The sequence below is a fragment of the Streptomyces sp. NBC_00872 genome (assembly GCF_045161915.1).
Classification (GTDB): Bacteria; Actinomycetota; Actinomycetes; order Streptomycetales; family Streptomycetaceae; genus Streptomyces.
In genome coordinates, this window is sequence record NZ_CP108806.1 from 325,805 (window position 1) to 351,151 (window position 25,347).

The 25,347-nt window shown below is 70.4% G+C and carries 20 protein-coding genes; 8 read left to right on the forward strand and 12 right to left on the reverse strand.

Annotated elements, in window-relative coordinates:
* Positions 1 to 190 precede the first annotated feature (190 nt).
* Positions 191 to 850 (reverse strand): ScbR family autoregulator-binding transcription factor, encoded by a 660-nt coding sequence (locus OG214_RS01505; RefSeq protein ID WP_405983458.1) that lies wholly within the window; start codon positions 848 to 850, stop codon positions 191 to 193.
* Positions 851 to 1,126: 276 nt separating this feature from the next.
* Entirely contained in the window at positions 1,127 to 1,795 is a 669-nt protein-coding gene (locus OG214_RS01510) for a ScbR family autoregulator-binding transcription factor (protein ID WP_363085596.1), read from the reverse strand.
* A gap of 218 nt (positions 1,796 to 2,013) precedes the next feature.
* Here OG214_RS01510 and OG214_RS01515 point away from each other — a divergent pair, with 218 nt between their 5' ends.
* A complete protein-coding gene (locus tag OG214_RS01515) occupies positions 2,014 to 2,994 on the forward strand; it encodes a ScbA/BarX family gamma-butyrolactone biosynthesis protein (protein WP_405983459.1) in 981 nt (326 codons plus the stop codon).
* A gap of 136 nt (positions 2,995 to 3,130) precedes the next feature.
* Here the strand turns inward: OG214_RS01515 and OG214_RS01520 are convergent, their stop codons facing one another.
* From OG214_RS01520 to OG214_RS01540, 5 genes are all read right to left on the reverse strand, one after another.
* Positions 3,131 to 3,901 carry an SDR family NAD(P)-dependent oxidoreductase gene (locus OG214_RS01520; protein ID WP_405983460.1) on the reverse strand — a complete coding sequence of 257 codons (771 nt, stop codon included), beginning with the start codon at positions 3,899 to 3,901 and terminating at the stop codon, positions 3,131 to 3,133.
* 68 nt (positions 3,902 to 3,969) lie between these two features.
* The gene (locus OG214_RS01525) at positions 3,970 to 5,046 is read right to left on the reverse strand and encodes a PrsW family intramembrane metalloprotease (protein ID WP_405983461.1); all 1,077 of its coding nucleotides are present in this window, start codon (positions 5,044 to 5,046) and stop codon (positions 3,970 to 3,972) included.
* Positions 5,043 to 5,648: a hypothetical protein gene (locus OG214_RS01530; protein ID WP_405983462.1), complete on the reverse strand. Its 606-nt coding sequence runs from the start codon at positions 5,646 to 5,648 to the stop codon at positions 5,043 to 5,045. Before OG214_RS01530 ends, OG214_RS01525 begins: the two co-directional genes overlap by 4 nt.
* Positions 5,649 to 5,660: 12 nt before the next feature.
* A complete protein-coding gene (locus OG214_RS01535) occupies positions 5,661 to 6,191 on the reverse strand; it encodes a cupin domain-containing protein (protein WP_363083894.1) in 531 nt (176 codons plus the stop codon).
* A 47-nt stretch (positions 6,192 to 6,238) separates the two neighbouring features.
* A complete protein-coding gene (locus OG214_RS01540; RefSeq protein WP_363083895.1) occupies positions 6,239 to 7,381 on the reverse strand; it encodes a type III polyketide synthase in 1,143 nt (380 codons plus the stop codon).
* Positions 7,382 to 8,011: 630 nt separating this feature from the next.
* Here OG214_RS01540 and OG214_RS01545 point away from each other — a divergent pair.
* The 5 genes from OG214_RS01545 (at position 8,012) to OG214_RS01565 (ending at position 11,768) form a co-directional block, all read left to right on the forward strand.
* On the forward strand, positions 8,012 to 8,653 hold the full coding sequence (locus tag OG214_RS01545) for a ScbR family autoregulator-binding transcription factor (protein WP_405983463.1): 642 nt from the start codon (positions 8,012 to 8,014) through the stop codon (positions 8,651 to 8,653).
* 4 nt (positions 8,654 to 8,657) lie between these two features.
* Entirely contained in the window at positions 8,658 to 9,578 is a 921-nt protein-coding gene (locus tag OG214_RS01550) for an NAD(P)H-binding protein (protein ID WP_405983464.1), read from the forward strand.
* A gap of 221 nt (positions 9,579 to 9,799) precedes the next feature.
* On the forward strand, positions 9,800 to 10,177 hold the full coding sequence (locus OG214_RS01555) for a nuclear transport factor 2 family protein (protein ID WP_363083898.1): 378 nt from the start codon (positions 9,800 to 9,802) through the stop codon (positions 10,175 to 10,177).
* Positions 10,178 to 10,333: 156 nt separating this feature from the next.
* Positions 10,334 to 10,975 carry a GNAT family N-acetyltransferase gene (locus OG214_RS01560; protein WP_363083899.1) on the forward strand — a complete coding sequence of 214 codons (642 nt, stop codon included), beginning with the start codon at positions 10,334 to 10,336 and terminating at the stop codon, positions 10,973 to 10,975.
* Positions 10,976 to 11,159: 184 nt separating this feature from the next.
* Positions 11,160 to 11,768, forward strand: a complete 609-nt coding sequence (locus OG214_RS01565; RefSeq protein WP_405983465.1) for a DUF1349 domain-containing protein — start codon at positions 11,160 to 11,162, stop codon at positions 11,766 to 11,768.
* Between the two features lie 232 nt (positions 11,769 to 12,000).
* Here the strand turns inward: OG214_RS01565 and OG214_RS01570 are convergent, their stop codons facing one another.
* Positions 12,001 to 14,595 carry a tachylectin-related carbohydrate-binding protein gene (locus tag OG214_RS01570; protein ID WP_405983466.1) on the reverse strand — a complete coding sequence of 865 codons (2,595 nt, stop codon included), beginning with the start codon at positions 14,593 to 14,595 and terminating at the stop codon, positions 12,001 to 12,003.
* 104 nt (positions 14,596 to 14,699) lie between these two features.
* Positions 14,700 to 15,224, reverse strand: a complete 525-nt coding sequence (locus OG214_RS01575) for a hypothetical protein (protein WP_363083902.1) — start codon at positions 15,222 to 15,224, stop codon at positions 14,700 to 14,702.
* Between the two features lie 649 nt (positions 15,225 to 15,873).
* Between OG214_RS01575 and OG214_RS01580 the strand changes: the two genes are divergently transcribed.
* Complete coding sequence (locus tag OG214_RS01580; protein ID WP_405983467.1) at positions 15,874 to 17,208, forward strand: cytochrome P450; 1,335 nt, start codon at positions 15,874 to 15,876, stop codon at positions 17,206 to 17,208.
* 32 nt (positions 17,209 to 17,240) lie between these two features.
* Here OG214_RS01580 and OG214_RS01585 read toward each other — a convergent pair whose 3' ends face one another.
* Together OG214_RS01585 and OG214_RS01590 are read right to left on the reverse strand one after the other, a co-directional pair.
* On the reverse strand, positions 17,241 to 20,774 hold the full coding sequence (locus tag OG214_RS01585) for a phosphodiester glycosidase family protein (protein ID WP_405983468.1): 3,534 nt from the start codon (positions 20,772 to 20,774) through the stop codon (positions 17,241 to 17,243).
* A gap of 269 nt (positions 20,775 to 21,043) precedes the next feature.
* The gene (locus OG214_RS01590) at positions 21,044 to 22,711 is read right to left on the reverse strand and encodes a SpoIIE family protein phosphatase (protein WP_405983469.1); all 1,668 of its coding nucleotides are present in this window, start codon (positions 22,709 to 22,711) and stop codon (positions 21,044 to 21,046) included.
* A 260-nt stretch (positions 22,712 to 22,971) separates the two neighbouring features.
* Here OG214_RS01590 and OG214_RS01595 point away from each other — a divergent pair, with 260 nt between their 5' ends.
* Entirely contained in the window at positions 22,972 to 24,759 is a 1,788-nt protein-coding gene (locus OG214_RS01595; RefSeq protein WP_363085972.1) for an ABC transporter ATP-binding protein, read from the forward strand.
* Between the two features lie 39 nt (positions 24,760 to 24,798).
* Here the strand turns inward: OG214_RS01595 and OG214_RS01600 are convergent, their stop codons facing one another.
* Positions 24,799 to 25,293 (reverse strand): Lrp/AsnC family transcriptional regulator, encoded by a 495-nt coding sequence (locus OG214_RS01600; RefSeq protein WP_405983470.1) that lies wholly within the window; start codon positions 25,291 to 25,293, stop codon positions 24,799 to 24,801.
* Between the last annotated feature and the right edge of the window lie 54 nt (positions 25,294 to 25,347).

The window sequence follows — 25,347 nt, forward strand, 5'->3', positions numbered from 1 at the left end:
CTGCAGGTGAAGTCAGTACCGTTCGAGGCCGCTCACGGGGTGATTACTGCGGATGGATTCAAAAACAGGACAGACGGTTTGTCAATACCAAACCGTACAGACTGTTTTTTGTTAACGCTCCGTACATCAGCGTCACCGTCAGGTCACCGAACGATCGGGATACGGGCGGGACACGGGCAGCGTACTCCCGTCAAACGGGCTCCTCGACACCCACCTCATCAGTCCCGTGAGAAAGGCAGGAACCGCAGGTCACCAGGGTACCGATGGCCTGGCGCGGGGCCATCGCGGGTAGCATCAGCTCCCAGAACCGGGTTAGCGTACGCCGCGAGATCCACTCCCTGTCGTCCCTGGCACCCAGCACCTCGAAACCGACCGTTGCCGCCATCAGGGCGCTCGCCACATCGTCCGGCGCCACCCCGTCCGCCAGCCCGCCGTCGGACGCCACCCGCTCGAGTTCGCCCTCGACCCAGCGCCGCCACTCGCGCCGCAGATTGATTCCGCGGGGGCGCGAGATGTCCCCGCTCAGCTCGAAGCCCGCCCGTACGATGACATCGTCGTCGAGGCTGCGCATCAGCGTGTGGGTGGCGTCGACGAGGAGCTGGAGGCCCACCGCGCCGGCGAGCCGGCAGCGCTCGGTGATCAGCCGCACCTTCTGCGCCGCCTCCTCCTCGACCGCCCTGGCCAGGGCTTCCTTGCTGACGAAGTGGAAGTGCAGCGCGCCGTTGCTCACCCCGGCCCTGCGACTGATCATCGTGAGCGACGCAGGAACGTATCCCTCGTCCGCGAACACCTCCGCGGCGGCCCGGATCAACGATCGTCGCGTACGGGCGGCGCGCTCCTGCTTGACCATCAACGGCTCCAGATGTCGGGAGGACCGGAAGCGATGCGCGGTGTGCGTAGCGACATTAACAAACCGTCGGCGCGGTTTGTACAAGCTTTACGCCACTCCAACTGTTCGGAAACGCCACCGTTCGGTATGGCTCAAGAACCGCTTGAGCCGCCCTGGAGAACGGATGGAGAGCGCCTGGAGAGCGGCTTGATCGAATGAACCCGGACACGAGCACGTCCGTGTGTCCGCGCCGGCCGGGCGGGGGGACCGGGGAGACCATTCGGTCACGGTCCGTCATCACTCGGCGTCCGGCTCGGATCCCTTCCCGTCCGCGAGCCTGCGGGCCGCCTCCACCCGGGCCCCGCGGTCGTGTGCCACATCGAGCCCGAGCAGCAGACGCGGCATCACCATGCTGGGCAGCAGGTGCTCCCACATCACCGAGACCCGGCGCTCCACGTCCCGGCGGTCCGCCACCACACGCGAGTAGACATGGATCCCCGTCCAGGCGCCGACGACCAGTTCGGCCGTCTCCCTGGGTTTGACGTACGGGAGCAGCTCCCCCCGCTCCTTCGCCTGGACCAGCAGGTCCTCACTGAGAAACGACCACACGGGAAAGGGGCTGACATCGGAGAAGTCGACCGATCCCTGCTCCACGGCCAGCCGGGTGCCGGCCCTGAGGATCATGTCGTGCAGGGAGCGGTGCGCGACGACCATCGTGACGTCGATCAGTTCCTGGACCTTGGAGTCCGTCGGCCCGGTGACCAGATTCCTGGTCTGATCGCTCAGCACGCCCCGCGCCAGGTCCTCCTTGGACGGGAAATGGAAGTAGAGGGCACCCTTGGTCACCTCGGAGCGTGCGAGAATCTCCGAGATCGTGGCCGCGTCGTAGCCGTACTGGTCGAAGACCGAGGCCGCGGCCTCCAGAATGGCGGCGCGCGTTTTGATCGCACGCTGTTGCTGCGCCATGCGGGTGGCTCCCGTCGTGCAGTTCCAGGGGTCCTCGTGACGCCCTGAGGTGGCTCCCCCGCCGGTCCCGGTCAAGCCTACCGACTAAACCGGGTGGTCTGTATATTCCCCGGCTCCGGGAGCGCTCCGCGGCTTCCGTCCAGCGTCCGTGCTCCACGGGAGACTCCATGTCAGAAATGACCGTCCGAATGGACAGCGCCCCACGTACGGAAAGACCGGTGGCGCCGAGCGGAACCAGCGCCCCCGGTCCGTCGGCGCCCCAGTTGACCACCACGGTGCCGAGAGAGTACGTGCACCGTGCCGCGCTGGCGGAGGTCCTGCTCACCGGCTGGCGCAGGATCGACGAGGCACGCTTCTCGGTGACGGGACAGTGGCCACGGCTGCACCCCTTCTTCAGCGCGGTCGACGGGCTTCACGATCCGCTGCTCGCCGCGGAAACAATCCGCCAGGTCGGTTCTCTACTGGCGCACGCCGAGTTCGGTACCCCGCTGGGACACCACTTCCTGCTGCGGGATCTGTCCCTCACCGTAGAGCCCCGGCATCTCGCGATCGGCGGTGTCCCGGCCTGTCTGGAGCTCGAAGTCTTCTGTCCGCAGATCCGCACACGCGGCGGTGAACTCTCGGGTCTGCGCTACGAGGCGGTCGTCCGCCGCGACGGACGGACCGTCGCCACCGGCGGTGCCTCCTTCGTCTGCGCCGCGCCCGCCGTCTACCGCCGGCTGCGCGGCGAACGCGCCTCCCGCTCCGACGTTCGACGGCCGCCCCTGACCGCGCCCGTACCGCCGGGCAGCGTCGGCCGGTCCACCGCGTACGACGTGGTGCTCTCCCCGACCGGCGAGGAGCGGGTCTGGCTGCTGCGGGTCGACACCGGGCATCCGGTGCTCTTCGACCACCCGGTCGATCACATCCCGGGCATGGTCCTGCTCGAAGCGGCCCGTCAGGCGGCCAACTCGGTGCTGCCGGGCGGCGCCCGCGTACTGACCGGCTTCACCGCCGAGTTCCCGCGCTTCGCGGAGCTGGACGCGGAGTGCCGGATCGAGATACGCCCGCTGCCGGAGCGGTTCCACGGGATGTCGTCGGTCCTGGTGACCGGGAGCCAGGAGGACGAACCGGTCTTCACCTGTGTGGTGAGCGCTCCCCCGCCCGGCTCCCCGGCACCGGGCCCGCACACGTCAGGCCCGCACCTATCCGGCCTCTGAACGCCCGGGGCGGGCCCCGGCCCGCACCGGTACGTTCCCGGCCCGGCCCCGGGTCCCCCGGTCTCCGGGCCTTCTGTCCCCAGGCCTTCTGTCCCCAGGTCTCCTGTCCCCTGGGATCCTGTCCCCCGGCTTCCGCTCAGAGCACGGTGAAGCCGCCGTCCACCGGCAGGACCACCCCGGTGACGAAGGAGGCCCGGTCGCTGCAGAGCCAGGCCGCCGCCTCCGCCACCTCCTCCGGCTCCGGTGTACGCGGCTGCGGGGTCGACCGGTGGAGCAGCTTCTCCGCCTCGGGGTGTCTGCTGAACCACTCCTGGACGACCTCGCTGCCCGCTATGCCGGGGGCGATGGCGTTGATCCGTATCCCCTGGGCCCCGTACTCCGCCGCGGCGGCCCTGGTCAGTCCGATCACCGCGTGCTTCGCCGCGATGAAGGCCGCGGAGACGGGGGTGGCCACCAGTCCGGCGACACTGCTGTTGTTGACGACGGAGCCCCCGCCGCTGCGGAGCATGGCCGGGACCTGGTGACTCAGTCCGTTCCACACTCCTCGGACATTGGTGTCCATGATCTCGTCGTACTCGTCCTGCCTCGTGAGATGCAGCGGTGTCTGATGGGCCCCCACACCCGCGTTGTTGAAGGCCACGTCCAGTCCGCCGAAGCACTCCACCGCCGTCTCGACCGCACGGGCCATATCGCTGGCGCTGGCCACATCGCCCACCACGTACTCGGCTCTTCCGCCCGCACGGCGCACATCCTCGGCGACGGCGGCGAGCCGCTCCTCCCGGCGTGCCATCAGCACCACCGAGGCCCCCTCACGCGCGAACACACGAGCGGCGCACGCGCCCACGCCACTGCTCGCTCCCGTGATGAGGGCGGACTTGCCGGTCAGCATCTGTGAGTTGGTCGACATGGCCGGAGTGTGCCAGGGGGCGGCCCGGTGTGGAGCACTCTTGGGGTTTTTCCAAGCTGAACAACCGATTAATAGGCCTGTCCAGGGCCGATGTCCGAACCCGGCCCGGATCCGGTGCTGTTGGCGGCGTGTTCCTCGACCACGGTGAGATAGGCGGAGGCCCGCGACTCGGCGGCGGGACGCAGGGCCGGCGGAACCCTCCGCAGGGCCCGCCGCCGGGAGCCGCGGGTGAGCAGATCGGCGGAGAGCGGGGTGCGCGGTGAGCGCAGAAAGGCGCGTGCCCGCCGCCGCGACCGGTGCCGCAGTGTGAGATAGAAGCCCACCGCGATCAGGAAGTTGACCGCCATCTTGAGGACGACGCCCCCGACCGAGCTGAGCAGGGGCGCGTCGAAGAACCAGTGCATGGCCATGGCGGTCAGCAGACAGAGAACGGCCGGCACGATCCGCCGGCGCGCCGGCCGGGCGTCGTGCGCGAGCAGGAAGCCGATCCCGGCCCCGGCCACCCCGGTCATCGCCCAGTGCGAGCCGAGACCCGTCAGCACGACCCGGGTGGCGAAGGACTGGACGACGTCGACACCGCCGTTGACCCCGCCGCTGTTGAGGATGGAGTTCATGGCGTACGTCCAGTTCTCCACCACCTGGAAGCCGAGACCGGTGAACGCGCCGAGGAAGAATCCGTCGAGCGGACCGCGGACCAACTGCCGGGCTCCCAGGGCGATCAGCGCCACACCGGAGAGTTTGAGCAGTTCCTCGTTGAGCGGCGCGGTGAGGGCCGCGGCCCACCGGGAGCCGAAGTCGATGCCGGCGGTCTTGAACCAGATGCCCTGGAGACCGGTGTTGGCCACGATGGCACAGCCGGTCGCCGCGGTGGCGCCCCAGACGACCCCGCTCCAGGCCCAGGCGCGCGGCGCCGCGCGGAAGGGCCGTACCCGCTGAAGGACCGCCGCCCCGATCCCCACCGTGATCACGAGCAGCACGAAGGCGAGCAGCGCGGAGGCGGGGAAGACCCGGACGACCGCGCCGAAGTCGAGGACGATCAGGGCGGCGCCGAGGAGACAGAGAACGGCGCAGAGCCAGCCCACCGGCCGCCGTCGCAGTGATCCGCGCACCGAGGCGTACGCCGACGACGGCGCGGCCGTGGTCATGATGCCTCCCGTGGAAAGGCGACGCTGTGGGCCACCGCCGTGGCGTCGGCCACCGTGCCCGGCGCGGTGCCCGACCGGGCCAGTACGGTGATCTCCACGGCGTAGTCCTCGCCCGGCGGCACCCAGACGGTGGCGGTACCGACGCGCCCCGGCCGTGTCAGCGGCCCGGTCAGACCGCGCGCGCCCGCCGCGCTGGTGACGGGCCGCGGGCCGCCCAGCCGGGCGGCGCCGTCCGCGACGGACACGACCTTGCGCAGACCCGTCCAGAGCTGCCCGGCGTCACCGCGGCCCGAGGAGAGGTCGACATATCCGGCGACCAGGTCGACGCCGTCCCGGGACAGCGCGTACGAGGAGCCCGGATCGCTGCGCGACTTGCTCAGCTCCCAGCCCGCGCCCGCCACCCGCAGCAGGGCCATGCTGCCGTCCGGCCCCAGCTCCAGCACCGCGCCGGCCGGCACGGGCTCGCCGTCGGCGATGGCACGGTCGATGAGCGGCCAGCCCGCCGTAAGGGCGGCCATGACGAGCAGGACCGCGAGGACGGCCCAGTGGCGGGGGCGGGCCAGCCGGCGGGGCTGGCGCCGGGTGACCGCAGCGGTATCCATACGTCGGGCGGCCTAGACGTCGTGGCGCAGCGGGGTGAGCTGCTCGATGTCGTACCGGACCCGGAGCTCGGCGATCGCCACCGGGTCGGGGGTGCCGCCCTCCTTGAGGATGTCGAGCAGTTCCTCGAAGTACCGCTCGTGGTCGGACGGCGGGGACGACTGGAAGAACATCTTGGCGTCCCGGCCGGTCCGGTTGGCGAACGCGTGGGGGCAGCCGGGCGGTACGACGACGACCGTGCCGGGTGTGGCCCGTACCGACCGCAGCCCCGACGCGGACTCCCAGTGCCGCCAGTCCTCGCTCAGCACGCGCGGCTCGAAGGCCAGCACGTCCAGCTCGCCGTCGAGGATGTAGAAGAGCTCCTCGCTGCGGGTGTGCCGATGGGCGCCGACGTCGAAGCCGGGCGGCACGACGACCTCGAAGGTGGAGGAGACCCGTGAGTGCTCCCCGGTGACCTTGAAGGTCACCTGCTGGGCCGCGGTGTGGATGACGGTCCCCCCGCCCGGGGGGACGATCAGCCCCTCGGCCTTCGTCAGCTCGGTCATGCGGTGCTCCAGGACGGTGGGGTGCGGTGGGGAGCCGGTCACGGGCGTCAGCTCACCGGTTCGGTCGCGGGCGAGGGATGGGCGCTGCGGCCCCGGGTTCCGAAGACATGGCGTTCCCTCATGTCGGACGCGGGTCCGGCTCCGCCGGTGGTCCACCGGCCCAGGGCCATCTCGGCGGTGATACCGGGCCCGAAGCCGGCGATGATGCCCCGCTCGCCGGAGGCCCGTCCGCCCTCGTCGAAGAGTCTTCGCACCGCGTCGAGGACGACGGCGCTGGCGATGTTCCCGTACTCGGTGAGGGTGCCCCGGCTGAACCGGAACGCCTCGGGCGCCACGTCCAGGAAGTGGCTCAGGTCGTCCAGGATGCGCGGGCCGCCCGCGTGGATGATGTAGAAGTCGAGGCCGGTGGCGTCCCAGCCGTGCTGTTCCGCGATCGTCCGCAGGGCGGGGGCCAGCGGCTCCATGGTGGTGGGCACACGTTTGTCCAGCAGGAAGTGGAAGCCGGTGGCCCGGACGCTGTAGGCGATCCAGTCGGTGGTGTCGGGCACCAGGTGCGAGCCGTTGCGCTCCAGCGCGATACCGGTGCCGCCCTCACCCCGTACGACGGCCGCGGCGACCGCGTCCCCGAACAGTCCGTTGGAGAGCAGCGAGCCGACGCCGAGGTCGGTGGGCTGGTAGCAGAGCGAGCAGAACTCGCAGGCGACGATGAGCACATTGGCTCCGGGGTACGCCCGGCAGAAGTCATGTGCCCGGTTGATGGCCGCGCCGCCCGCCGCACAGCCCAGTTGGGCGATGGGGAGCTGTCTGGTGTGCTGGGGGAAGTCCATGGTGTTGATCAGCCAGGCCGTGAGCGACGGCATCATGAACCCCGTGCACGAGACATAGACGATGAGGTCGATGTCGGCGGGGCGCAGCCGCGCGTGGTCGAGGGCGGTATCGATCACCGCGGGCACACGGGCCTTCGCCTCCGTCTCGTACAGCATGTTCCGGTGCTCGAAGCCGGGGTGCCGGATGGTCTCCTCGATGGGCTGGACGATATGGCGTTTGGCCACCCCGGTGTTCTGGATCAGTCTCAGCGCCAGAGGCAGTTGCGGATGGTCCGAGTGCAGGGAACGTGCGAGAGCGAGTGTGTCTTCCATGGTGATCACGTGCTCGGGAACCGAGACGGCGGGTTTGCACAGGGTCGCCACGAGCGCTCTCCTTCATTCGGGTTCGCAGTGAACTGCGGCCCACACTCACGGGTGGTCCAGCGCCACGCAACCCGGGACAAGCAGGGGAGAGGGCGTGCGGGGACGGCCGTGAAGGAAGGACCGGCGCGGGATACGAGGCACCGTCCGGGTTGCGCGTACCGGCTACGGAACGTAGGGAAGGAGCGGGCCGATTGGGCCATTCAGGGGGCTCCGGCTCCATGGCCACCGGTCGGCCGCCGCCGGAGGTGAGGGAGCTCGGCCGCCGGGTCGCGGGGAAGGCCGGCCGGCCGATCCGGTCCGCCGACGGGAGGCGTCGGCGGGAGGCGTCGGCGGAGGTATCGCCGGTGGGCTCGCCGGTCGGTGACGTGGCTGGTGGCATCCGTTGGCCGGGCCGACTTCGGGACAAGCAAACCGACTGCCCTGTATTCGACAGGAACGAGGGCGGTCGCTGCCGGAATACGGGTGGGTATCGGCCATCTCCGGAGACGTGGGTCCACGAGTCTCCGTGTCCGTCCCCAATTGTTATGGCGTACAGGATATATTCCACATCCGGTTGAGCACTATAGTACGGGGTGGGCGGTTTGTTTTCGGACGCCGATGTCCGCTTGCCGGTCCGTGGAGAGGCATTTCATGGCAACACAGGAGCGCGCCATCAGGACGCGCACGGCGATCCTGGAGGCGGCCGGAGCGGTCTTCGACGAGTACGGGTACGCGTCGACCACGCTCACGATGGTTCTTCAGCGGGCCCGCGTCACCAAGGGCGCTCTCTATTTCCACTTCCAGTCCAAGGAGGCGCTCGCACAAGCCGTTCTGGACGAGCAGGTACAGCTCGGGGCCGTTCCGCCGCAGGCCTGCAAGTTACAGGAAGTCATCGACATCACGTTCGCCGTCGCCCACCGGCTCCTGGAGAACGCTCTGCTCAGGGGGAGTGTCCGGCTGACGGTGGATCAGGGCGCCCCGCCCGGTGTCGATCACAGCGGCCCCTTCCGCCAGTGGCCGGAGCACTTGATCGTGCTGATGGAACAGGCCCGTGACCAGGGCGAGTTGCTCCCCAATGTGCAGCCGCGGGACACGGTGGAGCTGCTGGTGGGCGCCTTCGCCGGGATCCAGCTGATGTCCCGTGCGCTCACCCAGCGCGAGGATCTCGGACGCCGGGTCTCCCTGTTGTGGGGTCATATACTGCCGAGCATCGCGGTACCCGGACTGATGCCCAGTATCGACACCGCGCCCGACCGAGGGGCGCGTGTGACGGCGGCGGACCTCGCGGGCTGACCGGATGATCCTGCTCACCGGAGTCACCGGCACCGTGGGGCGGTTGGTGGCGGAACGTTTTCGCACTCCTCCCGCCGCCACCTCCGAGGAACCCGTCCGGCTGCTGTCGCGCGACCCCCGCCGTATCGCCGCGCTCGCCGGCCCCCGGACGGAGGTCGTGGGCGGCGACTTCGCCGACCCGGGCAGTCTGGCCGTGGCGCTGAAAGGGGTCAGGACCGCGCTGCTGGTGACGGCCGACCCGCTCTCCCCCGCCCATGACGAGCAGTTCGTCGCGGCGGCCCGGTCGGCGGGCGTACGGCATCTCGTCAAGCTCTCCGCGCAGGCGGTGGCGGAACCGGACGCGACGGATCTGATCACGCGGTGGCAGCGGGACAGCGAGGACCTCATCCGCGCCTCGGGCCTCGGGTGGACCTTTCTGCGGCCCCGGGCCTTCATGTCCAACACCCTCGGCTGGGCGCGCTCCGTCCGGGACGAGGGTGTGGTGCGGGGGATGAACGGCACCTCGCCCAACGCCACCGTCGATCCCCGGGACATCGCGGACGCGGCCGTACTGTCCCTCACCGGCACGGGGGCAGGCAGCGGCAGTGGCACGGGCGCAGGCAGCGACAGCGGTTCCGGACATACGGGCCGGGCCTACGCCCTGACCGGTCCGGCCGCGATCAGCCCCGTAGAGCAGGTCGCCGTGCTGTCCGAGGTGCTCGAACGTCCACTGAGGTTTGTGGAGGTGACACGGGACCAGGCGTACGAGGCACTGCGCGCCCGGTATCCGGTCCCGGTGGCGGACGCGCTGATGGAGGGCGCCGTACGGCAGCGGTCCGGCGCCAAGGCCCGGGTGGAACCGACGGTGGAGACACTCCTCGGCCGGCCCGCCGGTACGTACCGTTCCTGGGCGGCGGACCATCTCCGGGCCTTCCGTCCCGTCTGACGGGTCGCGCGGGTCGCCCAGTTCGCGCAGGTCGCGTGGCACGAGTCGGGATCACGCCCGTCCTCATTACCTCCGACGTAATCGACCCCTTCGCGGACACGCGGCATCGTTGTGGTCACCGGGACTCGGGCGGCGCACTCCGGCCGAGTCCCGGCCCCACCTCCGGTGGGCACGGCACCACACACGACACCGCACACAACCCTCCATGGAGGCTGATCACCATGTCCGCACACCGTTACGAGACCGCCGTCACCCGCTACTTCGAGGCATGGAACGCCACCTCCGCCGAGGAGCGGGCCAAGGCCGTCGCCGCCGCGTGGAGCGAGAACGGCGGCTACACCGACCCGCTGGCGGAGGTCACCGGCCATGAGGCGCTCGCGGCCGTCATCGCGGGAGCGCGGGAGCAGTTCCCCGGGTTCACCTTCACACTGACCGGCGAGGTGGACGGGCATCACGACACCGCCCGGTTCCGCTGGGAGCTGGTCTCCGCCGCCGACGGCTCGGCGCCCGTCGCGGGCTCCGATGTGATCACCCTCGCCGAGGACGGCCGGATCGCCGGCGTCTACGGCTTCCTGGACCGGCTGCCCACCGCCGCCTGAGGCAGCGGCGGCAGACGGGGCCCCGTCAGTACGGCCCCGTCGGCGTCTCTTCGGTACGGTCCCGGGCGCACCCCGGGACCGTACGCCGGACAGACCCCGGGACCGTACCGGGGAAAGGCTTGTGGGAGCGCTCCCGCCACGGGCAGCATGTCTGGTATGTCATCGCTGTCCGCCTCACCGCCGCCCCCCGCCGTCCGCGCATACCGCCCCGACGACTCCCCCGCGCTGTACGACATCTGCGTACGCACCGCCCATGAGGGCGGGGACTCCCGGCATCTCTATCCGGATCCGGAGCTGCTGCCGAGCATCTTCGCCGCGCCCTACGCCGCCCTGGAGCCGGAGCTGACCTTCGTGCTCGACGACGGCCGGGGCCGGGCCGTCGGCTACGTTCTCGGCACCGCCGACACCCCCGCCTTCGTGAAGGCGTTCCGGGACGTCTGGCTCCCGTCCCTGGCCGGCCGCTATCCGGAACCAGTCGGTCCGGTCCGTACTCCGACCGACGAGATGACCGGTCTGCTGCACCGGCCCGAGCGGATGGTCCTGCCCGAGCTGGCCGGTTATCCCGCCCATCTGCATATCGATCTCCTGCCCAGCCACCAGGGGCAGGGGCACGGCCGCGCCCTGATGCACACGTTCCTCCGCGCCCTGCACCGGAAGGGAGTGGCCGCGGTCCATCTCTCGATGGTCACCGCCAACACGGGTGCCCGCGCGTTCTACGACCGTCTCGGCTTCCATGAGATCGCCGTACCGGACCCCGGTCCCCTGACCTATCTCGGACGCCCGACGGCAGTTGAGTAGCCGTACTCATCCGCCGGCCCCTCCCCCCTCTCCTACCGTCACATCAGGTGATCACACCGGACAGGAGCCGACCGTGAGCGCGCGGGGGAGAGCCGCCCGGTCCGCGGGGGCCGGAAGACGTCCGGTGTGACGTCGTGCGAGTCTGTCTCCTGTCCGCCGACGACCGCCGACACGAGGAGAGAACATGGGCGAGCGCGCCACCGGTACGGAGTCGTGCCTTGGCTTCACCGACTGGAGCTGGCTCAACCCGCCCGCCCACTGGGCCCCGTACGACGACGCCCTGGATGTCACCACGTCCCAGGACACGGACTTCTGGGTGACCACCCACTACGGCTTCGTGCGGGACACGGGACACGCCCTGCTGCGGCCGGTACCCGGGAACTTCGTACTGCGTGCCACGTTCACGGGGGACTACCGCGAACAGTACGACCAGGCGGGGCTGTTGCTCCGGGCCGACGAGAAGAACTGGATCAAGACGGGTATCGAGTACGTCGACGGGCGGCAGCAGCTCAGCGCCGTCGTCACCCGCGAGGTCTCCGACTGGAACGTCGTACCGCTCGCCCATCTCACCGACAGCCCGGTGCCCGTGACGGTCGAGATGCGGCGCGAGGGCGACACCGTCACGATCCACTACGGCATCGACGGTTCCCCCTCGACCATGCTGCGGCTCGCCTACTTTCCCCCGGATGTGGCCGCGCAGGCGGGACCGATGTGCGCCTCTCCCGACGGCAAGGGCTTCACGGCCCGGTTCACGTCGCTGAGCTTCGACGCGCTCTCCCCGGCGAGCGAGTAGGGCCTGTCCGGCCGGATCAGGACAGGACCGGATCAGGGCAGGACCGGATCAGAACAGGCCCCAGGGTCACCGGACCGCCCGAGACAGACCGTCCCGGAGTGGATCGTGTGACACCACCCGCCGTTCACCGTTCACCGTTCACCGGCGGAAGGACTCCGTGCCACGGCACACGCACACGGCCGGGACCCCGCTCGGGGCCCCGGCCGTGTGCCGATGTGCGCTACGGAAGGTCCTAGCCCTTCGGTCGTGCGGGCAGGTCGTGTGCGGTGAACCCGCCCTTCAGGGTGCCGGGCTGGACCTGGCTGACGCGCGCCTCACCGGAGCCGGTGCGGTAGAAGTAGGCCCAGGTGGAGCCCGCCGAGCCGGTGTAGGTGAAGGCCGTGGGGTCGGTGGCCGACGGCTCGGTACCGGCCTGCTGCCAGGCGCGCCACGTACCGAAGGAGCCCTGGACCTCCTCGCGGGTGTGGTGGACCGTGCCGTCCTCGCCCCGCGCGACGACCGCGGTGTAGCCGGTGGCCGGGTCGATGACGGCGGAGGGGGCGCCGGCCGCCGTGAGGTCGCCGACCTGGGTCCATGTCGCGGGGAAGGCCGCGCCTTCGGCTGACTGGATCAGGGAGACGATCTTGCCGTTCGCGCTCCGGGCGAAGACACCGAGCCGGTAGCCGGGGTAGACCACCACGGACGGGGTGTGGGTGATCTTCCGGTCGCCGAGGTCGGTCCAGGAGCCGACCGCGCCGTCCCTGAAGGTCGCGGTACGTATCTGGCCGGACGGGTCGGTGCCGAAGAGCTGAATGCCGTCGCGGACGGTCACCGCCGTCAGCGGCCCCGTGAAGCCCTCGCCGCCGAGCCGGATCCAGCCCATGAAGTCGACGTTGGGCCGCTGCTGGGCGCGGTACCACGGCTTTCCGTCGGCATCGACGGCGAACTGGACCAGCACGTCGTCAGGCGTGGTGGCGGTGACCGGATGCTCCTTCATCGCACCGGCCAGATCGATCCACGCGCTCCACCCGGCGGTGCTCGCGTTGTGACGGCGCCACCAGGTCTCGCCGTTGACGCTCTGGACGGTCAACGCCACCTTGCCGTCGGGCTGCTCGGCGAGCTGCGGCCTCCCGGAGAAGGTCTCGGTCTCCGGGCTCACCGTCCACTGGACGCCGGCGAAGTCGGCCGGGTCGGTCTGCCGGCCGTTGACGAGACGGCCGTTGCCGTCGGTGTAGGCGTACTCGATCTCACCGGTGGACGCCTGCATGACGCTGCCCGGACTGGAGGGGTCGACGCCGATCCTGGGCGACTCGGGCGTGTAGTCGGCCCGCAGACGGCAGGAGTCCGGGGCGCCGGACACACTGGTGTAGCCGGCCCAGTGACTGCCGGAACCGATGAGCGCGTTGTAGCTGACGAACGTGCCGGCCGGCTCGTGGTAACGGTAGTGACGCACCTCGCCGTTGGCCTTGACCCGCATGATCACATCACCGCCGAAGGAGGTGATCGCCTTGGAGTCCCGCCAGTCGGCCGTGCTCACCGTGACCTGGCGCTGGAGCCAGCGCTGGCTCTCGAAGTCGTAACGGGAACGCAGCAGATGACCGGTCGCCGTGTCTATCCCGTAGACCACCCCGTCGTCCGTGGCGACGATATGGCTGAACCGGCCCCAACCCGAGTCGATCTTCTTGTTGCCGTCGGGGTTCCAGCTGTCCGTGCCCGTGGAGTACTGCACCCACCGCACATCACCGCCACCGTCGATGTGCCAGATATGACCGCCTCGGTCGACACTGATCTTGTTACGGTTCTCCGGCAGACGGTACGACGCCAGCCCGGTGTTGATCAGCCGATGGTGGATGTCCCACTGACCGGTGGAGCTGACGCGGTGACTGACGTACATCCCCTCCGTCTTGATCCCGTAGAACGTCGCGGCGTTGCCCGCCAGCACCCGGGGATACTGGTTCCAGCCGGTGTCGATGGTGGATGCCTCGGGAACGGCGGACGTGCCGCCCGCCGGGTCGATCACATCGCGGCGCAGCAGGCTCCCGGCCGTGGTGACGGAGTAGAGGACACCGCTGGGGGTGCAGGTCGGCCCGACGTTGGCGTTGATCCAGGTGAGCGCCTTGTCGATACGGGTGCTGACGGCGCCGGTGCGGGTCTCGGCCTCGGCGCCAAGACAACCGCCCTGCCAGGAACGGCTGTTGATACCGACGAGTTGCACCGATCCGCCGGCCTCACGGAAGGCGGGACCTCCGGTGTCGCCCTTGCAGACCGCGGCGCCGTTCTTGCCGGTGATGGCGACCTCGGTGGCGCTCGCCGTGTCCACGGCGAAGGTCCCGGTGTGCAGACGCAGCGGGGCCCATTCGTCCTTGGTACGGCCGTATCCGGCGACCCGTAGCTCCTCCCCCGCTACGGGTGCGGTCGCGCTGAGGGCGACCGGGGTGATGCCGGTGACAGGGCTGGCGAGCTTCGCGAGCACCAGGTCCTGGTCGGGGTGGGGAACGAGGTCGACGACGTCGCGCACCTGTCCGGTCGTGGTGGTCAGATCGGTGCGGCCGATGGTGGCGGTCGTCCTGAGCGCGGGCGCGCCCGCGGGCACCTCAAGGCTCACGGCCGGGTCGTCGGCGAAGCAGCTCGCGGCGGTGAGCAGCCAGTCCGAGAACACCAGTGTGCCGGAGCAGGCCCGTTGGCCGTTACCGATGTCCAGCCGCGCGGTGAAGGCGTAGGTGTTGTCGGACGCGGAAGTGCCAGCGACGGCTTGGGCGGGGGTGGCGGACACCATCATCGGGACGGCGATCAGAGCCGCGGCGAACGCGGCGATCGCGGAGAAGCGGGCGTTACGGGGTCTGGGCATGACCATTTCCTTGGGGCGCGATCGAGTGGACCTGGCGGCCAGGAAGCGCCGGTCCACGAGAGGTCGAATTCGGGCGCTGCGTTTGGATGCGGAGAGCCATTGCGTCAGCCGGTGACACGAATCTCGACCAGGACGGACCGGGCGCCACCGACGGTGCCTTCACCGACCGATTCGAAACCGTCCTTGGGTACCGCCACCGTGGTGGTCTCACCATTGGCGGTCAGGTCCGCGCTGATGGGGTGGTCCGCGGTCTCCAGGGCGAATACCCGGGGAAGTTCCAGCGTGAGAAAACCGGTTGTGGTGGTGGCCCGGAAACAGTATGTGCCGTCCCGGCCCGCCGATTCGTCCTCGACGGTCAGCACCTTGATCTGGTTCGCCGTCTGGCCGCACTCGGCCAGCACGATGTGGCCGTCACCCTTCTTCAAAAGGATGCCCTTGTCGGCGAGAATTCGCTCGGCGTTCGGATAGTTGTAATCTTCGACCGCGAACGGGGGGCTGTCCCCGGCTGCGCCGCTGGTGGGAGCCGAGGACGGGGCGCCCCCGGCGAAGGCGAGGGTGGACACCCCCGCCAGGGAGACGAGAGTGCCGATGAGACCGGCGAACAGACGCCGGCGAACACGAGATATCACCGAGAGGGTCCTTTCCGGGCGGTGCGCGAAGACACCAAAGCCCCAGACCTTGTCTCCCCCGGAACCCGGCCCCCCTCGCACCGCTGATTGTCAGTCAGTTCACAGTGCCGATGAAGAATAGCCCAGCACTCTCATCCTGAGATGTGCCGCGCGTCACATGATGAACCCTTGGAGGTCGCATGTGAACTGGTTTATACGCAAGGCGAATTGATGCTCTTTGGCTGGCTTGGGCTGGGTCTCCCGATGGCACCGCATCACCGTCGCTCATGACCCGCGGCACCGACGTTCGGCGGCCTGACGGGAGTTGCCGTGAATGAGATGGGTGTGTTGTGAAGCGAAGAATCCACGGCCGGGATATGCGGGACCGGGATGCGGAGCCGGAGCCGGAGAGAGGGAGAGGGAGAAGAAGCGGGAGCGGCTGGTGGCCGAGGCCGCCGTGCCCGGGGCCGGCCTCGCGGACAGCGCCCGCACCGGTCCGAGGCCCTCTGGCACGAGCCGCCGTCGGACGCTTTCCTGGGTGGGTCCCCCTTTCGCTCCCGAACTCCCGCGTTTTTCGCTCCCGACCTCCCGCGTTTCCTCCCTCCGCTCGTCTCTCTCCCCCCGCTGCCGGTGTCCCTCCGGCGGCCTCCGACCGCCGAGGAGCCCCGCCATGACGACCGTTCCCGTACCCGGTCCCCGCCGGCTGCCGCTGCTGGGGAATCTGCCGGCCTTCTCCCGTGATCCGCTCGCCTTCTTCACCCGGCTGCGTGAACGCGGAGATCTCGTCGAGTGGCGGCTCGGGCCGCAGCGCGCCCTGTTCCTCTCCCGCCCCGAGGACATCGGGGAGTTGCTCACCGGTATCGAGACCGAGTTCCGCCACCCCGAACTCGGCTGGGCGTTCAAGCTCGTTCTCGGCGAGGGCGTCGTCACCTCGGAGGGGCCCGCCTGGCGCCGTAAACGCGCCCTGGTCCAGCCCGCCGTACGACCGCGCCAGGTGCGCGGATACGCGGAGACGATGGCGGACTGCGCGGCCACGCTGGCGGACACCTGGCGGCCCGGCCAACGCCTCGACGTACGGGACGAGATGCTGGGCCTCACCCAGCGCATCGCCGTACGGACGCTCTTCGGAGCCGACACCGCCGGCCGCGAGAGCATGATCGGGCCCGCGATGGATGTCGCCCAGCGCGCGATCGGTGACGAGTTCCGTGGGGTCACCCTGTTCCTGCCGCCCTGGATCCCGACCCCGGGGCGGCGACGGCTCAAGCGCGCCGTGACCGTCATCGACCGCGAGGTGGCCCGGGTGACGGAGCTGCGCCGGCGCGGGGACGAGGACCGGGACGATCTGCTGAGCCGGCTCCTCGCGGCCAGGGACGAGCAGGACCGGCCGCTCACCGACAAGGAGATACGCGACGAGGCGGTCACCCTCTACATCGGGGGCCATGAGACCACCGGCACCACACTCACCTGGGCCTGGTACCTGCTCTCCCGCAGTCCCGGGGCCAGGGCCCGTCTCACCCGCGAACTGGACGACGTCCTCGGCGGCCGGCCCCCCGGCCACGACGATCTCAAACAGCTTCCCTGGACCGAGCAGATCATCAAGGAGACCCTGCGGCTCTACCCTCCGGTCTGGCTGATGACCGGGATCGCCAAGGCGGATTCGACACTGGCCGGGCGCCCGGTGGCGGAGGGCACGGTCCTGTGGTCCAGCCAGTGGAGCGCGCACCGGGACGCGCGCTGGTTCCCCCGTCCCGACGACTTCCGTCCCGAACGCTGGGACCCCGACGCGGCCGAGGCCGTGCCGGATCACGCGTGGTTCCCCTTCGGCGGCGGCTCGCGCGCCTGTCTAGGGGCCAGGTTCGCGATGGTGGAGGCGGTGCTCGTACTGGCCACCCTCGCGCAGCGCTTCCATGTCGAGACCGACCCGGGCGACATCCCGCCGAGGACGGGTCTCACACTCCAGCCGTCATGTCCCCTACAGGCCACTCTCCGCCCCGCGGCCGGCTGACGCCCGCACCCGCGCCAGGGGCGCTCACCGGATCACGCCGCGGGCACGGCGACGGTCACGGGCGCCGCCGGAAGCGCTCCCACCGCCGTCGCCGTGACGCGGATCTCCGCCCGCCGTGTCACACCGCCGACCGTCACCGCGAGCGTGACCGTACCCGGCCGCAGTGCGGTCAGTGTGCCGGTCGCCGGGTCGAAGACCGCCGTGTGGCGGGGCCGGACGCCGTCCCGGTCGCCGATACGGAGATTCGGGGATCCGGTCCAGTCCGCGCTCAGCGGGAAGCCGACCGGGATCCGCCGGGCCCCTTGGACGACGGTCGCCGAGACCTCGGCGCTGTGACGGGGGCTCAGCGCGGCCGGCGCGTCCAGTTCCAGCGCGTCCGTGTGCGCGCGGGTCTGTACGGAGACCCAGTCGGGGCCGCCCTCCCACGGTCTCACCCGCGCCGCCGACCGCTCACGGTGGGAGATCCGGTCCACACCGACGAGCGACCAGCCGGTGAAGCCGCCCTCGTCCACCGGCGCGGCGGGCGCCTTCCCCGAGTTGCCGTTGATCAGATACGGCACGCCGTTCACCCGCGAGGCGTGGAAGACCCCGACATGGCCGCCGATGAGTCCCGCGCCCTTGCCGGTCGTACGGCGGAACTCCGTGAGCCACTGCTCGATCAGGGCCGCCTCCTTGCGGTCGCTCAGCTCACTGGCCCGCTGGACCGTCGGATCGCGCGGCGGTACGTGCTCGATCAGCATGACCGAGCGGACCCGGCTGTCCTTGGCCGCCGCGTCCAACTGCTCGCGTACGGCCCTGATCTGGGCGAAGCCGCCGCCGCGCAGCGTCAGACTCGATGTGTCGAGGGTGAGGAAGCGGGTGCCCTCGTGGTCGAAGACCCGCTGGGCGGGGCCGAACCGGTCGGTGAAGTTCTTGATGGAGCCGCCCATCACCTCGTGGTTGCCCGGAACGTAGTACCAGGGCACCGCGTCGCCCAGTTCCTCCGTCAGGACGGTACGGGCGAAGTCGAGATCCGCGGGCGAGCCCTCGTCGACAAGATCGCCGTTGATCACCACGAAGTCCGGCCGCGCCGCCCTGATCTCACGCAGCGTACGACGGGCCTGGGCCACGATCGCGCTGTCCGGGGCACGGGCGACGAACTGGGCGTCGGACATGACCGCGAACCGCCAGTCCCTGCCCTCCGTCTCCGCCGCCGGGTCGATCAGCGGATCGGCGGTGCGCGGCTGTTCGGGCAGATTCACGGTCGGCGGGACCTGCGCCGTCAGATCGTCGATCAGGATCTCGCCCGTGTACTGCTCGGTCGCGGCGGTCTCGGCGAGATAGAAGCGGTGGACGCTCAGCGGCATGGCCGCCCCGGCCGGTACGGCGAAGGTCACCTGCTGCCAGCCGGTCCAGGTGACATACGGTCCGCGCAGCAGCTGGTCGGAGCCCGCCGCGTCCTTGAGATGCAGGGTGGGCCAGGCGCCCTTGCCGTCGCCCCTGATCCAGAGTCCGAAGGACTGTGGCTGGCCGGGCACCGCGATCTGCCGCGGCGGGGAGGCGTACGCGGCGCGGGTGGCGGTGGACCGGGTGAAGTCGTAGGAGAGGGTGAGCCCGGTACCGGTGTGCCCGTCGGGGGCCGCCGAGACCGAGCCGCTCGCGCGTGCCTGGCTGAAGGTCCAGGACGCGGCGTCGTCGAGGCCGGAGACCGGCTGCTCGTCGAGTCCGACGCTGACGGCGAGTACGGTCGTGGCGCCGCCGACGCCCGCCGTGATCGCTCCCGCGCCGATGCCCTTGAGGGACCTCACGGTGAAGGAGCCTCGGCCGTCGTCGGTGACGGCGAACAGCGACCGGTCGTACTCCAGCGTCACGTCCCGTGGTTCAACGGGCGCGCTGGTGCCCTGGGCGTCGAGTCCGACGATGCCGAAGGTGCCCGTCGCGGCCGCGTCCGCGAGTCCGACGCGCCGGGTGGTGGGCTGGATACGGTCGAGCGTGCCGAGCACCGTCAGTTCCGTACCGCCCGTGGCGTGTCCGCGCTCCGCGCGTACCTCGGTGGTGCCGCCGCGGCGCGCGGTGAACACCCCCTGGGAGTCGACCCGCCCCACCGAGGACCGTACGACCCGCCAGCGCGGGGTGCCGGCCGCGGGGCCGTACGTCTCGTCGTACCCGGCGGCGGTGAGCCGGCGGGTCAGTCCGGGGAAGACCCGCTCGGGGTGGCCGCCCCTGACCGGGTCGACGGTCGGTGCCGCCCCGGCGGGGGTACGGGTCTCGACCCAGAAACCCGTGAGCCGGCCGCTGCCGTCCGGCGCGGTGAGCGCGAGACCGTTGGGCACCGTGCGCTCGCTGCCGTCCGAGGGGCTGTTCTCGACGCGCAGGTCGTCGCTGCCCGGCGCGCGGGCGAGCAGGGTGGAGGAGCCGCCGCCGTCGAGGTTGAGCGCGTTGTACGCACCGGCCTCACGCATCATCAGGCCCAGCTCGGTGAGGGTGACTCCACCGCTGTCGGCCTGCCGTCCGTCGACGGTGATCACCTGCATCGTGCCGCCGTCACGGGAGAACCCGACGGCGGTACGGGGAGCCGCGGTGTTGTTCCCCTCCCCCTCATGGCCGACCGCCGTCCCGTCGGCGACCAGCAGTTCACGGCCGCCGACGGCGGTGCGCGGCACGGACCCGCTGTCGGCGCGCGGCCGGTACTCCAGCGTCACCGGGTCACCGGGCCGCAGACCGGCGAGCGCCACGGCGCCCGCCTCCCGGCCCACCAGCACCGTGGTGCCCTCGGCGATCGGGCCGTTGCCGGGCACGTCGGACACGGAGACGACTTTTCCGTCCCGTACGGCGGCCTCGGCGACGGGGGCCGCCCGGTCCACGGTCAGGCGGCGGTCGGCCTCGCCCCAGCCCGTGGTGTAGGCGCCGATACCGTCGGCGGGCACGTTCGCCGCGTTGTACGCCTCCAGCGCCCGCGGTCCGGACGGGAGTGTCACGGTGCCGTCGAAGTACAGCTTCAGGATCCGCCCGGCGTTCCCCGGGCCGATACCGACGGCCTGATGGGCCCCGGGCGCCGGGGACTGGACGACCTCGCCGTCCGAAAGACCGGGGCCCTGGGGCGCTCCCGTCTCGTTGATGTCGAAGAAGTCGGCGTTGACCGCGGCGACGGTACGGCGGCCCGGCCCGGCGTCGTGGCCGACGGCGAGCTGGGAGACGGTACGGCGGTCGGAGACCTTGCCCGAGGAGAGATAGCCGGCCTGGGCGCCGCTGCCGTGGAGATCGACGGAGAGCGCGTCGACACGCAGCCACTTGTCGGATTCGAGCCGGTCGTACGAGGTCAGCCTGATGCCGGGAGCGATCGGGCGCGAGACGCGCGCGGTCTCGATACCGTCGCCGTCGGCGATGGCGCTCGGGGCCGCCATGGCGCCCGGTACGGCGGTGGCCGCGCTCGCGGGCGGCGGGGCGACGGGCCGCAGGATCTCCGCGGCGGTCCGGGGACGGGGGTCGGGGACGGAGTCGGCGAGGGACGGGGCTGCCGCCCCCGCCGTCAGGGCGGTCACCGCCGCGAACAGCACGGCGGACCGCCCGGCAAAGCCTGGGCCCACAACTTCTCCTGGAAGAGGGTGGATACGCACTCGGTAAGCGCTGTCTGCCGCCAGCATCGCGGTGCGGGGACCATTGATCCAGGGGTTCGTGGGAACGTCGGGGAGAACACGCGGTGACCGGGTGAAGCGCACCGGAGCGCACCGGGACCCTCAAGAAACAGCGTCGTAAAGGGTTCTGACGCGGTATCAGCGGGTTCTGACGCGATATCAGCGGCGCGGGCCCGAGCCCCCCGAACCGGATCCCGGGGACCGCCCCCCGCGAACCCCGTTCAGTCCCGGCGCAGCAGCAACAGGGCCATGTCGTCCTCGCCGCTCTCCTGCCCCGGTGCGTCGAACAGCAGGTCGGCCAGTTCCGCCGGATCGGCGGGGCCCGTCCGTACCCTCTCCCTGAGCACTTCGAGCCGCTCCCCGAGATCGGTCCCCGGCTGCTCCACCAGACCGTCGGTGAAGAGCAGTAGCGTGTCGCCGGGCCCGAGCACCCCCGTGGTCACCGGGTAGCCGATCCCGTCGGGCCGGGTGAACTCCGCCGAGAGCCCGAGCGGCAGTCCGCCCGCCGCCGGGATCCAGTGGCAGCTTCCGTCGGCACGCCGGAGCAGCGGATCGAGATGCCCGGCCCGTACGACGCTCAGCGCCCCGCTCGACAGATCGATCTCGGCGTAGGTACAGGTCGCGAAGCGGTCGGTGCCCAGCTCGTGCAGGAGCGCCGAGGCGCGGACCATCGCGGTGGCGGGCGGATGTCCCTCGGAGGCGTACGCCCAGAGCGCCATGCGCAGTTGTCCCATCACCACCGCCGCGTCCGTGTCATGGCCCTGGACGTCGCCGATCGTCAGCCCGACCCGGCCGCCCGGCAGCGGAAGTACGTCGTACCAGTCGCCGCCGACGCTGCGGCCCAGTCGGGCTGAGCGGTAGCGGACGACGGTCCGTACCCCGGGGATGTCGGGGATATGGCGCGGGAGCATCGCCTGCTGGAGGCCCTCGGCGAGATCGTGCTCCTGTTCGTAGAGCATGGCGCGCTGCAGGCTCTGGGCGATTCCGCTGCTGAGGGCGACCAGCAGATTGCGCTCCTCGTCGCTGAAGGCGCCGTGCCGGGGATAGAGCAGACCGAGGACGCCGATCGGCCGGGCCTGGGCGATCAGCGGCAGATAGGCACCGGAGCCGACCGAGAGCGGTTCGAGATGGGGCCACAGAAGGGGATAGCCGGCGCGGAACTCCTCGCGCGAGGTGATGAAGAGCGGCCGCTGGGTGCGCACCACCTCGCTCATCGGGAACTGGTCGTCGATCCTCGTGTAGAGCAGTTCCGGTACATAGGAACCGAGCCGTCCCTCGGCGACCAGCCGGATCCGGCCGCCCTCGATCACCCCCAGCATCACGCTGACGGCCCGGAGATGTCCCAGCGCCTCGTCGTCCTTGAGTACGGCGATGACATCGTCCATCGAGGAGGCGCGGGCCAGCAGAGCGGTGGTCCGGTCGACCACCCCGGTCAGTCGGCGCCGCCCCTCGTCCACCTCGCTCCTGAGGGCGGCCTCGGCCAGTTCCTGTTCGGCGGACCGTACGATGCCGATGATCCTGCGGGGCCGCCCCGCCTCGTGCCGGATGTGCGCCTGGGTGCGGGTCCAGTGCAGCGATCCGTCGCGGTGCCTGATCCGGAAGTACGCGCCGTAGGAGGGCAGTCCCTCCTTGAGCGCCCGCGCGATCAGGCTCTTCAGCCGCGCCGCCTCGTCGTCCGGCACCAGATCGAGAAGGGTCTTCGGATCGCCGTCGAACTCCTCGGGGCGCAGGCCGAAGATCTCGAGGGCGGGCCCGTCGAGATGCACCAGCCCGCTGTCGAGATTCCAGTCGAAGCCGCCCATACGGTTCAGCGCCAGGCTCAGATCCGGATGGGCGGGCCAGTCGTCCGGCAGCGATACGGCAGCCGGAGGTCGACCCCGATCAGCCATGCAGCCACCATCTCACCGATCGGGCGGGCGCACGCTCCGGGCACGTCCTGACGGGTGCCTACGGGTGCCGGCGGATCCCCGCGGACACCGGCGGACACCGGCGGGGTCCCGGCAAATCCCCGCAGGAGGCGACCGGATCGCGGCGGTTCCTGTGAGACCGCCCCGGAAAGCGCTTCCGACCGTGGGCCGGTCGGAGGAGACTGCATGTCTGCACGCCGAGGGCTAATATGATCATCATTCGAAAGAGGACCCCGCTCTCCATGCAGAATCCCGAATCAACCCCGCGTTCCAGTCCGCTGGACCACCACTACTCGGGGGAGCACCCGCTCCGCACGCTCGCCTACCTCTTCCGCCCCGACCGCCGCAGACTGCTGCTCGCCGTCGTGGTCTTCGCCGTCAAGCACATCCCCGTCTGGATGCTGCCCCTGATCACGGCCAACATCATCGATGTGGTCGTGGACCACCGGCCCGTCTCCCACCTCTGGTACAACACGGGGGCCGTGGTGCTGGTCCTCGTGCTCAACTTCCCGCTGCATCTGCTGTACGCGCGTCTGATGAGCGCCAGCATCCGCCGGATGGGACGTGAGCTGCGTTCGGCGCTCTGCCGCCGGATGCAGTATCTGTCCATCGGCTACCACGCCCGGGTCAGCGCGGGTGTGCTCCAGACCAAGGTCGTACGGGACGTCGAGTCGGTGGAGACGATGACCCAGCAGAGCGCCGACATGGGACTCGGCGCCATCATGACGCTGCTGGGCGGACTGGCGGTGATCGGGTTCCGTACCCCGGTCGTGCTGCCGGTGTTCCTGGTCGTCGTCCCGCTGGCGGCGCTGCTGGTACGCCGGCTGCGCTCCCGGATACGGAGCAACAACGAGGAATTCCGGCTGGAGGTCGAACGGCTCTCCTCACGGGTCGGCGAGATGACGACGCTCATACCGATCACCCGCGCCCACGGTCTGGAGCGCGCGGCGCTGCACCGTGTCGACAACACCCTGGAGCGGGTGGTCACCGCCGGATTCCGGCTCGATGTGCTCAACGGCCGCTTCGGATCGCTCTCCTGGATTCTGCTCAACACCATGGCGGTCGGCTGTCTCTCCGGCTCGGCGGTCGTGGCGTACTACGGCTGGCTGGGACTCTCGGCGGGCGATGTGGTGATGATCAGCACCTTCTTCACCGCCCTGACCGCCTCGCTGACGACGCTGATGAATCTGACCCCGATCATCTCCAAGGGGCTGGAGTCGGTGCGTTCGGTCGGTGAGGTCCTCCAGGCACCCGACCTGGAGAGCAACGAGGGCAAGACCCTCGTCGAGCGGGTCGGGGGACGGATCGACTTCCAGGGGACGGGCTTCCGCTACCCCGACGCGACGGAGCACTCCGTGAGCGGGTTCGATCTGTCGGTGCTGCCCGGCGAGACCATCGCGCTGGTGGGGGCCTCGGGCGCGGGCAAGTCCACGATCCTCAATCTGCTGATCGGTTTCATCCGGCCCACGGAGGGCCGGATCCTGCTCGACGGTACGGACATGGCGTCCCTGGATCTGCGCACCTACCGGCGCTTCCTCTCCGTCGTACCGCAGGAGTCGATCCTGTTCGAGGGGACCATCCGGGAGAACGTCACCTACGGTCTGGAGGGCGGCGCGGACGAGGAGGCGCTGCGGGAGGCCCTGCTGGCCGCTCACGCGATGGAGTTCGTCGACCGGCTGCCCGACGGTCTCGACACCGTGGTGGGGCAGCGCGGCGCCCGGCTGTCGGGGGGTCAGAAGCAGCGGCTCGCGATCGCCAGGGCGCTGATCAGGGATCCGCGGGTGCTGGTGCTCGACGAGGCGACCTCGGCACTCGACAACCGGTCGGAGGGGCTGATCCAGGACGCGCTGTCCCATCTCGTCCGGGGCAGGACGGTCTTCGTGGTCGCGCACCGGCTCTCCACCATCAGGAACGCGGACCGCATCATCGTGATGGACCGCGGCAGGATCGTCGAGGTGGGCAGCCACCATGAGCTGCTGGCGCGGGGCGGGGAGTACGCCACCACGCTCCAGCCCCGCCGCTCCGGCTGAGCCCGGGTCACCCGGGTCACCCGGGGAGTGGTCCGGCTGTCAGCCACGTCCGCGCTGGCGGGCCGGACCGTCCTCGTCGGCGGGATCGATACGGCGGGCTCTGACGTGTTCGTACGCCAGCGTCGTCTGTACGTCGGCGACCTCACGGCGTTCGGTGAGGCGGTCGATGACAAAGGCGTAGACACCGTTGACGTCCGGCACGGCGATATGGAGCAGGAAGTCATGGGCGCCGGAGGTGACGAACAGGCCAATCACCTCCGGCAGCCGGGCGGCCCACTCACGGAATCCCTCGATGACCGGCCGGGCGGGCGGCCGGATCCGGACCGAGATCAGGGCCTGTACGGGCCGCCCCACCGCCTCCAGATCGACCGCCGCGTGATAGCCGGTGATCACGCCGTGCTCGCGCAGCAGCCTCACCCGCTCCAGCGAGGTGGAGGGGGAGACCCCGGTCTTGGCCGCGAGATCGCGATTGGTCTGCCGTGCATCGTTCTGCAGCTCCCGCAGCAGAGCCTGGTCGACCGCATCAAATTTCATGGGACACCTTCGGGGCCGTATGACATACGGCGGGCAGCGACAGATCCGGAACGT